10 protein-coding genes are annotated in these 12,845 nt (G+C 43.5%); 6 read left to right on the top strand and 4 right to left on the bottom strand.

The window, feature by feature from the left end; all coding sequences use genetic code 11:
- Positions 1–60 precede the first annotated feature (60 nt).
- Positions 61–684: an arylesterase gene (locus AB4583_RS15695; RefSeq protein ID WP_017069908.1), complete on the bottom strand. Its 624-nt coding sequence runs from the start codon at positions 682–684 to the stop codon at positions 61–63.
- On the opposite strand from AB4583_RS15695, the gene AB4583_RS15700 reads away from it, so the two are divergent.
- The 3 genes from AB4583_RS15700 (at position 683) to AB4583_RS15710 (ending at position 5,784) form a co-directional block, all read left to right on the top strand.
- On the top strand, positions 683–1,357 hold the full coding sequence (locus AB4583_RS15700) for an ABC transporter ATP-binding protein (RefSeq protein ID WP_017067780.1): 675 nt from the start codon (positions 683–685) through the stop codon (positions 1,355–1,357). The two genes, AB4583_RS15695 and AB4583_RS15700, sit on opposite strands and share 2 nt — an antisense overlap.
- A 1-nt stretch (position 1,358) precedes the next feature.
- Positions 1,359–3,797: an ABC transporter permease gene (locus tag AB4583_RS15705; protein WP_372118196.1), complete on the top strand. Its 2,439-nt coding sequence runs from the start codon at positions 1,359–1,361 to the stop codon at positions 3,795–3,797.
- 532 nt (positions 3,798–4,329) lie between these two features.
- Complete coding sequence (locus tag AB4583_RS15710; RefSeq protein ID WP_017060081.1) at positions 4,330–5,784, top strand: FAD-dependent oxidoreductase; 1,455 nt, start codon at positions 4,330–4,332, stop codon at positions 5,782–5,784.
- A 180-nt stretch (positions 5,785–5,964) separates the two neighbouring features.
- Here AB4583_RS15710 and AB4583_RS15715 read toward each other — a convergent pair whose 3' ends face one another.
- From AB4583_RS15715 to AB4583_RS15725, 3 genes are all read right to left on the bottom strand, one after another.
- The gene (locus tag AB4583_RS15715; RefSeq protein WP_171732626.1) at positions 5,965–6,915 is read right to left on the bottom strand and encodes a biotin-dependent carboxyltransferase family protein; all 951 of its coding nucleotides are present in this window, start codon (positions 6,913–6,915) and stop codon (positions 5,965–5,967) included.
- Positions 6,908–7,660: an allophanate hydrolase subunit 1 gene (locus AB4583_RS15720; protein ID WP_372118200.1), complete on the bottom strand. Its 753-nt coding sequence runs from the start codon at positions 7,658–7,660 to the stop codon at positions 6,908–6,910. The genes AB4583_RS15715 and AB4583_RS15720 overlap by 8 nt, the downstream gene beginning before the upstream one ends.
- 134 nt (positions 7,661–7,794) lie before the next feature.
- Positions 7,795–8,538 (bottom strand): 5-oxoprolinase subunit PxpA, encoded by a 744-nt coding sequence (locus AB4583_RS15725; RefSeq protein ID WP_372118204.1) that lies wholly within the window; start codon positions 8,536–8,538, stop codon positions 7,795–7,797.
- A 375-nt stretch (positions 8,539–8,913) separates the two neighbouring features.
- Between AB4583_RS15725 and AB4583_RS15730 the strand changes: the two genes are divergently transcribed.
- The 3 genes from AB4583_RS15730 to galE all read left to right on the top strand — a co-directional run bounded on the left by AB4583_RS15730 (position 8,914) and on the right by galE (position 12,522).
- Positions 8,914–9,450, top strand: a complete 537-nt coding sequence (locus AB4583_RS15730; protein WP_372118207.1) for a YfiR family protein — start codon at positions 8,914–8,916, stop codon at positions 9,448–9,450.
- Positions 9,450–11,426 carry a diguanylate cyclase domain-containing protein gene (locus AB4583_RS15735; protein ID WP_102394475.1) on the top strand — a complete coding sequence of 659 codons (1,977 nt, stop codon included), beginning with the start codon at positions 9,450–9,452 and terminating at the stop codon, positions 11,424–11,426. The genes AB4583_RS15730 and AB4583_RS15735 overlap by 1 nt, the downstream gene beginning before the upstream one ends.
- Before the next feature lie 82 nt (positions 11,427–11,508).
- Positions 11,509–12,522, top strand: coding sequence for a UDP-glucose 4-epimerase GalE (gene galE / locus AB4583_RS15740; RefSeq protein WP_017060088.1), 1,014 nt, complete (start codon positions 11,509–11,511; stop codon positions 12,520–12,522).
- The last annotated feature ends 323 nt before the right edge of the window (positions 12,523–12,845 follow it).

Below are 12,845 nucleotides of genomic sequence, written 5' to 3' on the forward strand. Positions count from 1 at the left end.
TGATATGCACTCAGGCTAACGTAAAGCTGTGTAAAATTTATTGAGCTAGACCATTAAAACCTAAAGATACTGATATAATTCTTCGGCGACGAATTCAGCAATCCAAGGTTGAGCTTCTGGTTTTGGATGCAGTCCATCGTTCATCATCCACTCAGGTTTGAGGATGATATGCTCTAGGAAAAACGGCAAAAGTGGCACGTTTTGTTGATCAGCAAGCGCTGCAAAAACGTATTCAAACTGCTGGTTGTAACGCTTTCCGTAATTTGGTGGGATTTTAATCTGCATCATTATAGGTTTGGCGCCCGCAGCTTTTATCTGCTCAATGATCTGCTCAAGATTTGCAGACATCAGCTTAGGTGGGAAACCACGAAGTCCATCATTCGCACCAAGTTCGATAAGAACGGTGTCTGGAGCATGTTCTTCAAGCAATTGTGGTAGGCGGGCTAAACCATTGCCCGTTGTATCACCAGAAATACTCCCGTTAACCACGGTAACCGCTTTATCATGTTTTGCTAGCGCGTCTGGCAACAAACTTGGCCAACTCTGTTTGATATCCATGTTGTAACCAGCACTCAAACTATCGCCAAGTACCAATAACTTTGAATCTTGAGCTGACGCAGAGCCTTGAGCTAAAGAAGCGGTTGAAAATAAAATAAAAAATAAAAAGGAAATTAGTCGAGTCATGCATACATCCATCATTAAAGCAGAAGCTGTTTCCAAGACAGTGTCTACTAATCAAGAACATTTAACAATCCTAGAGCACGTTGATATCGATATTCGTGAAGGCGAAACTGTCGCGATCGTAGGCACGTCTGGCGCGGGTAAATCGACCCTAATGACGCTGTTAGCTGGTCTTGATGTACCAACGAAAGGCGAAATCAGTTTATTAGGACAGCCACTTTCACAGCTTGATGATGAGGCAAGGGCTAAGATCCGCAGTGAATCGGTAGGGTTTGTATTTCAAAGCTTCTTGTTAATTCCAAGCCTTTCTGCGCTGCAAAATGTCACGTTACCTTGTTTGTTGAAGGGAGCAGACGAAGACATCGAACGCGCGACTGCTCTGCTTGAATCAGTAGGCTTGAAAGACAGGCTTGATCACTTGCCGTCTCAACTATCGGGTGGTGAGCAACAAAGGGTCGCGTTGGCGCGCGCATTTATGATTAAGCCAAAAATTCTTTTTGCCGATGAACCCACAGGCAACCTAGACCAACAAACGGCAGCCAAAATTGTTGAGTTGTTGTTTGAATTGAACTCATCCCACGGCACAACTTTAGTTTTGGTTACACACGATCCTAAGCTTGCACAACGTTGCCAAAGAACACTCAAGATGCATGTCGGTCAGATAGAGGAAGTCTAAATTGAATTCATCAAACGGACTGAATAAACGCCTGTTTTCATGGAGTATCGAAGAGATTCGACACGGCCAGTTGTGGCCAGTTTCAATCGCTTTAACGCTTATTATTGCTTGTGTATTTGCATTGTCGGCGTTGGCCGAACGTATGGAGCAGGTAATTGTTAAGCAGGGCAAAGATGCGCTTACTGCTGATAGCGTGTTTATCTCAGCAAACCCAATTCCGCAATCCTTGTTAGACCTCACTCAAGTTGAACAATTAGAAAGATCTCAGTTGACTCGTTTTTCAACCATGGCATTCAGTGATAACTCAATGCAGTTAGTGACGGTAAAAGCAGTTGAAAGCAATTACCCATTACGCGGTGAAATGATCTTAGAGGGCGCTGATAAAGCATCAAGTAACCATGTTGAGCCAGGTGAACTTTGGTTAGACGAGCGTATATTTGCACAGCTTGAGGTTGAAATTGGTGACAATGTCACTATTGGCGATGCCGATTTAACGATAACAGGGCGTATCACCCAAGAGCCAGGTTTGAGCTTTAACCCATTCCAACAAATGCCTGCTGTGCTAATTCATACCAGCGATATCGAGGCCACGGGAGCGATTCAACCGGGCAGTCGTGTTAGTTTTAGGCTGTTTCTCAACGGTGATGATACAAAACTGCAAGCCGCGCAAGACAGCGTAGAATTAACACCAAGCGATCGCTGGCGTACACAAGACTCTGCGAGCCGTACTAACGACATGTTCGAAAGCACCACTCAATACTTATCACTAACGGTAGCTATCGTAGTGATCATGGCTGCGACCACTTTGGTACTCACTTGCCAACATTATGTTGCGAGTCGTCGTAAAACCATCGCGATGCTTAAGAGTTTAGGTGCAAGCAAGCAGTGGATCGTTAAATGGTTGTCTGTACAGGTATCTTTGTTAGTGGTTATCGGTGCAGTACTGGGAATAACCATCGGTATCGGCTTGGAGTTTTTGCTTCGTATACCTCTGGGCGACTTATTACCAACGCCACTTCCTAACTATGGTATTGAACCTGCAATCTTGGCGATTTTATCAAGCATCCTAATTGGTGTTCCTGCTCTTGGTATCCCGTTAATTGGCTTGGTCAATACCTCGGCAATCAGCGTTATCCAATCAAGTCACCAGTCCAATGAAAGCTACAAGAGATACCTGTTGTTGCTGGTGCCTATTATTCCAATGATGCTGATGTATGGCGACAATCTATTGGTATGGATAGTTCTAGCGGGTATCGCTTGCCTGTTCTTAGTACTTGCGGTCGTTAGTACGCTTGTTCTGCGTTTGGTTGGCAAGTTACCGACATCTACGTCTATGCGTTTAGCATTGAGCAGAATTAATCGCACACCTTTAGCAACGGGGATTCAATTTGGCTCTTTAGCGCTTTCACTGATGTTGCTGTCTATCATCTGGTTGGTAAGAAGTGATTTACTGTCAGATTGGCAGCAAACCTTACCCGAGAACGCACCAAATGCGTTTGCACTTAACATTGCAAGCTATGAAAAAGACAGTTATCTCGAGACGATTGATGCAAACGAAGTAGAGCGTACTCAAGCGTTTCCAATTATCCGAGGACGACTGACGACGATAAACGGTGTCGAAGCATCGGAATACAGTGATACCTCTGGAGAAACAGACGCACTAAGCCGTGAGATCAACTTCACTTGGGGAGATAGCTTACCTAAGTACAATGAAGTATTAGAAGGCAGCTGGACACAAGAGCATGGCGTATCTGTAGAATCGGATGTCGCGGAGCAACTGGATCTAAAGATTGGCGATGAGCTGTCATTCACAATCAACAGCCAGAATGTTTCTGCCAAGGTGAATAGCATCCGCAAAGTAGAGTGGCGAGAAATGAAGCCGAATTTCTACTTCATATTTACTCCAGATGTCTTGAGTTCAATCCCTTCTACTTGGCTAGTGAGCTTCAGATTAGAAGAACAACACAATCAGATGCTCAACGAACTCTCTCGAAATCATCCAACCGTGAGTTTGATGGATATTCGTAAGATGGGTAGCAAGATCCAAGAGTTGCTTAAGCAGATTGTTTGGTCGATTACCGTACTTGCGGCGTTAGGTGTGGTGGCGGGGCTGTTGCTTATCTTCACTCTATTGCGATTGAGCTTATCTCAAAGACAACAAGAGATACGCTTGTATCGAACATTAGGCGCGAGTAAGAAGCGAATTCTCAATACTATTTGGTGTGAGTACGGTTTAATGGCGTTAGTCGCAGGCTCAATTGCAGCCCTTGGTTCTGAGCTCAGCGTGGCAGGAGTGATGAACTTTGGTTTTGAGTTACAACCTTCACTTCACCCGATGTTGTGGATAGCGCTACCGGTGCTAACGTTCATCACATTAGCCGCGGTAGTGAATAGCTTAATCAAACGTTTGTTGGCACCAGTAAACAAGGATTTTGGCTAGTCGTTAGCGAGATCTAGCCAAGCGCTTAAAACGGTCTAAAAGTGAGATTATTTATACTTAGTCATGCACTATTTATAATACGTCGCTTTAGACCGTTTTTTATTTAACCAACCGGTAGCATAAGTAAAAAATATCGCACCTTAGATTCCACTGTTTTTAGCATTTTTTAAAACTAATTACCCAATAATGCCGATTTAATGAACAGCGGTTAGTCCCTGTAAACAAAGGGTTTGCGCAACTTAGCAAGAACGTTATCAACAGTTATCCACAAAAACGGTGGATAACTTTAGGGATAAGTTAACCGCTATGTTTTAAGAGTACTGAGGCAGCCTTTATGTGGCGTCACTTAGGACAAATTTGACTGTTAGAATAACCTTTAAAACCCTATCTGGAGTTATTGAGTCAAGAGATTATTTATGTTTTTTACATAGATATTAAATCCTGCCTATCTAAGACCTTGATAAAAATGTGTTTTAATTCATCGCAGAACAAAAGTAGAATAGAGGCAGTTAATCTTATTCTACAGAACACGATGAACCACAACAAAACGGATACAAATCAACCTTCTATTGCCATTGTTGGTGGTGGTATTGCCGGAACAACGAGCGCGATTCACTTTAGTGAGTTGGGTTTTAAGGTCACTATCTTAGAAAAAGGGCCGAGTTTGGTTAATGGTCCACCAATTTGCCACCTGCACGCTGGCGGCAATTTGTATCGAGATATTTCTGTAGAGCAGTGTCTTCAATTGCTCACACAGTCAATTGATACCGTCCGCTTATTCCCTCATACGATCAATATTCGTCCGACAATCATCGCCGTTCCGCACAGTGATGGTGGAGAGCCGTTGGATCTGCTTCCTCGTCTCAAGATAATCAAAAGCGCTTATGCCGATCTTGTTAAACAAGATAAAAGCAACCAAGTGCTCGGTGATCCGGAAGAGTATTATAAGCTGTACAGCAAAGAAGATTTATTAGCACTTTCTGCGAAAACACAGCCTCTGAAACCAACATCGCTTGATGATTGGTGTATTCCTTTCGCCAAGCATACGGATTTAGAGACCCTAAAGTATCCTGTTGCGATGGTCCAAGAGTATGGCTGGAGCGTATTCCGACTTTCTGCGACCGCTCAACTCTCTTTGGGGCAACAAGCTAACTGTACTGTGTTAACCAACAGCCGATTACAATCTGTTGAGTCGACAGGTCAAGGTTGGTCTTTGACTTATACCGATGCCGAAAACCAAAGCTGCCAACTAACGACCGATTACTTGATTAATGCGAGTGGGTTTGAAACGGGTATCGTAGATGACTTTGTTGGCTCTAAGCAGCAAAGACTTGTTGAGTTTAAAGCTGCATACGTTACAGAGTGGCCATATTCGCAAGAATGTAAGGAAGAGTGGCCAGAAGTTATCTTCCATGGCCCGAGAGGCACACCGCAAGGCATGGCGCAATTAACGCCGTATGCTGATGGTGTGTTCCAACTTCACGGCATGACAGAAGGGATTACTCTGTTTGAGGGTGGGCTTGTTTCATCGTCAACAGACTCGTCACAGCCACAGTTGCCTTCGAAGCTGCTTAAGAAAATCGTATCGGGTTGGAGTGAAGATCAGCTTGAATTAAGAACTCGCGCGGCAATAACGCATATGTCTCAGTTCATCCCAAGTTTCAGTTCTGCATTGGTCGGTGGTAAACCTTTGTTTGGTGCACAACAGATTCCGGGAACCGATCCAAGCTTAAGAGCTTCAGATGTTTCATTCTGTGGGGATCGCTATGCTCGACTTGAAGTAGTAAAAGCTTCTTCAACATTAGAAGCGGCACAAAAGGTCGCTGAGCAATGGTTTGATGTATCAGAGGCGGCATCTATTGAAGACACACACTCAGTGACAATGTCACTTAATCTAAATGATATTGAAAACAGAGCGATAGATTTGACACAAGAACGTGGATACCCAGAAGCGCTTGCCAAGGTGTCAGGTCAAGATCACGCTTAATAGCCTATAATTAGTCTATCATCATCGACTGCGTTTAATTTCTTCAATTCGGCTTACTGTAATAGGTAAGCCGAATCTTCATTTCAACATCTGCTTAGATACCGAACCTCATCTAAATGACATCTTCCTAGTTGATTATTCTCAGCTACATAGCATTTAGCACATAACACATCGCAAAAACTAATAGCCGAAAAACTGAGCCCATTGGCACCAAACATCTTGTAAGCCCAAGCGATCGCCCTTGCTGAACGATATCGCATGTCCAGGTTTTGCTTGCGCCAAGCGTGGTAAATCGATTCTGGCGACACATCCTATCTTCGGATAACCACCTATGGTCTGTCTATCATTAAGCAGCACGATAGGCTGTCCATCTTGTGGAATTTGAATCGCACCTAGGGCAATGCCTTCTGACAATAGCGAAATGTCAGGCGAGTCTACGGGCTCGCCACTGAGTCGATAACCCATCCGATTAGAGTTTTGGTCAACGTGATACTGCGCGTTATACAAAATCTCTCTTGCTGACTCGGAGAATAGCTCGCTTTGATAGCCTTCAATCACTCGTAGGTTCACGGGTAGATTGTAATCAGGCGTGTATCGGAAGGTAACACTCAACGCTTTAAATGGATGAGAGAGTTGGTGTTGGGTAAAAGCGATTTGTTGCCCTTGCTGGCATGGCTCGCCATCTTGCGTTAATCCACCAATCTTTTCACGAGTGACTGTAGAGCAGCTATCAAGAGTTGATGGAACATCGAAACCGCCCTTAATGGCTAAATACGCCCTTAGACCATTTTTAGGCAAACCAAATGAGAGAACTTGCCCCTTAAAAGCTTGAAAAGTGCTCCAGTTAGCCTGTGGTTTACCATCGAGTTTCGCTTGTAAATCACCCCCGCATAGTGCCATCTCGCAATCAAAATCGATTCTCAACGCACATTGCCCAAGCGTGATTTCCAACGCCGCTTGGTTGACTGGGTTGCCCAATAGATGGTTAGCCCAGCTATAAGAGTAGTCATCAACCGGTCCACCTTGCGTTAATCCAAGATGAGCAACACCAAATCGCCCAAAGTCTTGAATCAAACTCAACGGGCCGGGCTTAATCACTGTCAGTGTTGGTTTAGTTTTTGTCTTAGCCATTTACGATGCCTCCACCTAACTCTACAAATTCTTTTTTTGAAATCGCTATGAAACGGACGGTATCACCAACATTAAGCAGAGACAGTGGTCTTTGCGTGATATCGGCGTTCTTCAACTGGCTATGATCGAACAACGGAAGTGGGCAATTGCCAATAATATTCCAACCGCCCGGTGATTCCGAAGGGTACACCGCCGTTTTCGTATCCGCGATGGCGATACTGCCTTTGGGCACATTTAAGCGGGGTGTGGAGTGACGGGGTAAAGCAAGCTCATTAACCACATCAGACATAAAGGCAAAGCCAGGCGTAAACCCAATCGCACTGACGCTGTATGTCTGTGAGGTGTGATGTTGAATTATCTGGTCGAGCGACAGGCCTTTGTTTTGATATCGGTCTAAATCGAGCGCCGTTTCTGGTGAGTAATAGGCAGGAAGCTCAATCGTATCGCGAGTTTTACTAACACTAGAAAAGGATGACAGAGCATGACTCAACAAATTATTGAGCTGTTCAATGAGCTGCTGTTCTGATATTCGATAAGGGAGGTAATCGACCAATATTGTTTGGTAAGCCGGTGTCACATTCATCAACACCGATGCTAAGTTTTGGCGAATGGCATCGGAAAAGTGAGCTATGTATTGCGCATATTCGGCGCTAGATTGATTATTTGAAGGCGATAGCGTCAAGGTCACCAAAACGCTGCATTCCGCGACTGGCGCTATATTGAATTCAATCTGATTCGTCGTCATTTCGTTTCCATACGTTTGTTATCTTGCCTTTTTTAGCTTACTTGGCGTGTCTCACTTCCGTGTCCAAGCCAATACAAATCAATTAGATCTCACGAGCGATTAGACCATGCGTCATACCAATCACACGCTTCATACTAATTAAAAGCGTTGAGGTCTTGTCTGATTTTTCTAATTAATGCGATGGATTGAGGGTTATCACCATGAACACAGATAGTATCAGCTTCAATAGGCAGTCTTTCGCCCTCTAAAGTCGTAACCGAGCCATAGTTAATGATTTGCATAACTTGGTTATAGATATCGTCTTGATTGACGTAAACCGAGCCTTTTTGAGTACGTGGCGCTAATTGTCCGTTATTTAAATAAGCACGGTCGGCAAACGCTTCAAACAAGAGAGGCAAGTCATGGTCGTCAGCAATATCCAAATACTGTTGATTGTCTGATGAAGAGAGAATCATCAACGGGATGTTAAACTCAGCGACGGCTTGGGCTACCGCATTGAACACATCAATGTTTGCCATCATATCGTTATAAAGAGCGCCATGAGGTTTCACATAGCCAATAGTGGTATGGTGATAGCGGCAAAGGGCTTGTAATGCACCGACTTGATAACAAACCAGCTCACTGATTTCGTCCATGGTGTGTGGAATAGAACGGCGACCAAAACCAACGAGATCTTGATAACCGGGATGAGCACCAATTTGGGTGTGATAGTGCTGCGCCAGTTTTATCGTCTTGGACATAACGTGCGGATCAGACGCGTGGAAGCCACAAGCGATGTTTGCCATATCGACCCATTCCATGACCGACTCATCATCGCCCATCTTCCAATTGCCGAAACTTTCTCCCATGTCGCAATTAAGCAAAATCTTCGTTGTCACGTGGTGCTAATCCTTTACGTTGAGGTAAGTAATGACGGTCTTATAAATGCCATAAATAAACAGTGACCTGACTCAAACTTTCGACACCGAAAATTTACCAGTATGGCATTTCATATATAGTTGAACTATTGATTAAAGGATTAATATCTATCTGTATATTAGATGAGCACATGATATCGCGCCAGGTTTGCTTAGGACTAGCATTAACGACACCTGTTTTTGTAGCTGCTCAAGAAAACTCTTTAGACCAACTCATGTCGATGAGCCTTGAAGAGTTGTCTATGTTAGATGTTGAAATGGAAACGGCTTCGAAAGTGACACAAAAACTTACCGAGATTTGTGTCAACCAAGAGTCCGTATATGTGAGGATCTCTCATGAATTCTAAGTGGCTCAAGTACCGTATTAAGCTCGGTTTTACGAAACTCAGCCTTGCCACTATAGCTATGTTTATTGTGCCTTTGAATACATCGGCGGCTAGTTTCAAGCCTTATGAAGTGAAAGCGGTGTACCTTTTTAGAATTGCCAACTTTATTCGTTGGAACGACGAGAGCACCATGAATACGGTTAACTTCTGTGTGATTGGCGATGAGAAGGTAAGCAAAGCACTGACGTCGATTACACAAGGGAAATCTATTCGTTCTCTCGCTATTCAAGTACATCAATTGGTGACTCCTAAGTGTGATATCACTTATCTATCTGATCTCGATAATGATGAATTTAGCCGTAAAGCCCACTCACCACATACTGTGACGATTAGCGATATCCCAAACTTTACGGACATGGGAGGAGTCATTGAGCTAACGCACGTCGATAATAAGCTAAAGCCTAAGATCAACTTAGTGAATGCAAGACGCGGTGAATACGTCATTGGCTCAAACCTGTTACGAATCGCTATAGTGGAGGGCCAATAATGTTGTCTTTCATTAATAATTTATCTATTAAAAACAAGCTGATATTACCGATTGTCATCTTCATCGCAGTTACTTTTGTGACGATTCAATCAATTAATTACACTGTCACTTTTGAGCGAGAGAAAGAGAGTCTTATTCAGCGAGTTAAAGTGTTAGCACAAGGTGTTGCTTATAACCTACAAGCCGCGATTCTATTTGAGGATAAATCTTCGGCTCAGGAGATTTTGTCAGCCTTCGTTGCGGATAAAGATATCGTCAGGGTGAAGCTCTATGACATTAATGAACAGCTTTTTGCGAGTTATCAAGTCAGTAATACGCTGGTTCCAAGGCCGAATACCGATGAATTAAATGACATCGCGGATCACCAATTTGCAATCTCCGAGAATTTCATCTTTTTGCTTGTTCCGGTGACGCTGGATGACGCTGTGATCGCTAACTTGAGAGTGACAATATCAAAAGAAACGTTTAATACGATCTTAACGAATATTTTCAAGGTTGCGGCCGTCTACTTGCTGTTTCTTGTGATCTTAGGCGGGGGATTGGTCAAATTGGTTCAACGCTTGATTATCGATCCAATGTTTGACCTTAATGAGGCGATGCAAGCTTTTGTTGAACGTCGTTCAGAACAACCAAAATTAGTCGCAACGAACCACGATGAGATAGGGGATCTGGTTCGAGCTTTTAATACCATGCTCGAAAGACTTCAACATCGTGACAACCAAATCAATTTTACGCTCGATAAACTACAAGAAGAAAAGTCGTTTGCAAATGAGGTAATTGAAACTGTTCAGCACTCGTTGTTGGTAGCCGATGAAAAAGGGTTCATCGTTCATGCGAACGCTGCTACTCGTGACATTTTTAAATGTACCGAAGCGTTTCTTGAAAATTTGTTGATCCAAGAGTTGATCGCGACAAAGCAAACTGGGCTCTTACAAGAGGTTATCGACGCTAAGATTGAGCTCAATGACGAACTACTCGAAACCACCGATCTCTTTCACTCAAAACGCTGGCTTCGTGTGAGTAGCCGTTCGTTGCCAAAGCACGGTCGTATTCTTTATGCAATCCAAGATGTCACGGGGATGGAAACGGCCATGAGTCGCCAGCGTATCGCTGCGGGTGTTTTCGAAAACAGTAAAGACGGCTTGATCGTGCTCAACTCATCCAATGTGATAACCATGGTTAACCCGGCGATCACACAACTTCTCGGTTATCACTCTGATCTGCTGGTGGGCAAAACACCATTTGAAGTATTTTCGTGGCAGCAATTTTCATCATTGATGCCGACAATTCGCAGTTCGTTAGACAACTATGGTCAATGGCAAGGCGAAGTGTGGGAGAAAAGCGCGTCCGGCACGTTAGTTCCAATGTTTGTCAAAGTGAATCGAATTGCCTCAGACAACGAGAAAGACGAGTTTGATATGGTATTAACGCTGTCTGATTTATCCAACGTTAAAGAGATGGAAAGACTCGAACACTTGGCTCATCACGATGCATTAACCGGGTTAGCGAATAGAGCGCAGCTGTATAAGGTTATGGATGATGTTGTCACGTCGAGCCACTATTCAAATCAGCATTTTGCGGTTATTTACTTGGATTTGGATGGCTTCAAAGAAGTGAATGACAACTATGGTCACGATGCGGGTGACGAAATCCTTAAAGAAGTGTCAAACCGGTTATTATCTCAGGTAAGAGCGGGGGATTTGGTTGCACGTTTGTCGGGTGATGAATTTGTTCTTATTATTAAACAGACAAACAAAGTCTTATTAGCGAAGTTAGCCGAGCGATTGTTGGATCTGATCGGGCAAGAAGTGAATTATAAACAGCGTTCACTTCATGTTGGGGCGAGCTTAGGTATCAATTTAGTTGATGGCTCAGAGCGTGATATTGACGTGATTCTAAAGGTTGCTGATGAGGCTATGTACCAAGCGAAACGCAAAGGAAAAGGTCAGTTTGTGTTCGCTCGTGAGGGTAAATAGGCACCGGTGTTTGTGAGCTCACCCTAAGTTGTTGTATCATAAGTGATAGGTTGAATATTTTTAATTAAAAGGTCTGCTAAGCATGAATGTTTTAGTTACAGGTGGCATGGGTTACATTGGTAGCCATACAAGTATCCAGATGATCAACGCAGGTATGACACCTGTACTTTTTGATAGCTTATACAACAGCAAACCAAGCGTTCTAGAGCGCATCGAAAAAGTCTCGGGCGTTCGTCCCAACTTCATTGAAGGTGACGTTCGTGATAAAGCGCTTTTGACTGAAACTATGAAGCAACACAACATCGAAGCGGTTATCCATTTTGCTGGTCTGAAAGCCGTCGGAGAGTCTGTGGAAAAGCCTCTTGAATACTACGACAACAACGTAAACGGCACTTTAGTTCTTGTTGATGCAATGCGTGATGCGGGTGTAAAAACCTTGGTATTTAGCTCTTCAGCAACGGTATACGGTGATCCTGCAAGTGTGCCAATTACTGAAGACTTCCCAACAAGCGCTACCAACCCATATGGTCGTAGTAAACTAATGGTTGAAGAGTGTTTAACCGATTTCCAAAAAGCCAATCCTGATTGGAGCATTACACTGCTGCGTTACTTTAACCCTGTAGGTTCACATCCAAGTGGTGAGCTAGGTGAAGACCCGCAAGGTATCCCAAATAACCTAATGCCATTTGTCTCTCAAGTAGCAGTGGGCCGCCGTGAATTCCTATCTGTATTTGGTAGCGATTATCCAACAAAAGACGGGACTGGCGTTCGCGATTACATCCACGTAATGGATCTGTCTGATGGCCACATCGCAGCGCTTGAGAAAGTAGGGTGCAAAGACGGTCTTCATATCTACAACCTTGGTACGGGTAACGGTTCAAGTGTGTTAGACATGGTTAAAGCATTCGAACAAGCAAGCGGTAAAGAGATCCCTTACAAGCTAGTTGAACGCCGTCCTGGTGACATCGCAGAGTGTTGGGCAGATCCAGCTAAAGCTCAGAAAGAACTGGGCTGGAATGCAAGCCGCACATTGGCTGAAATGACCGAAGATACATGGCGCTGGCAGTCAACAAACCCGAATGGATTCCCTGGTTAACCTAGTGGTTTCGTGAATGATTCAAAAATTAAAAGATGCTTTCGGGCATCTTTTTTGATCTTAATCGAATAAAAAGTAAATTAGTGGTTAAAAAGTATCATTCTGTATCCGCTGTGTTATTATGCTCGCGAATTATATGTTTAATGTTAATTTTCTTTGGAGTTAATCATGGAACTAGGCCTAATCATCACTTTCATCGTTGCTGCTGCAGTAATGGTTAAAAAAGAGATGGCAGAGAAGTAATTTCACTTATTACCTTTTTTATACAATTTTTTAGTGAAATAAATTAAAAGCCAGCAATTAAGCCTGTCTCTTATACACAA

This window comes from Vibrio sp. 10N.222.49.C12 (assembly GCF_041475025.1).
GTDB classification, from domain to species: domain Bacteria; phylum Pseudomonadota; class Gammaproteobacteria; order Enterobacterales; family Vibrionaceae; genus Vibrio; species Vibrio crassostreae_C.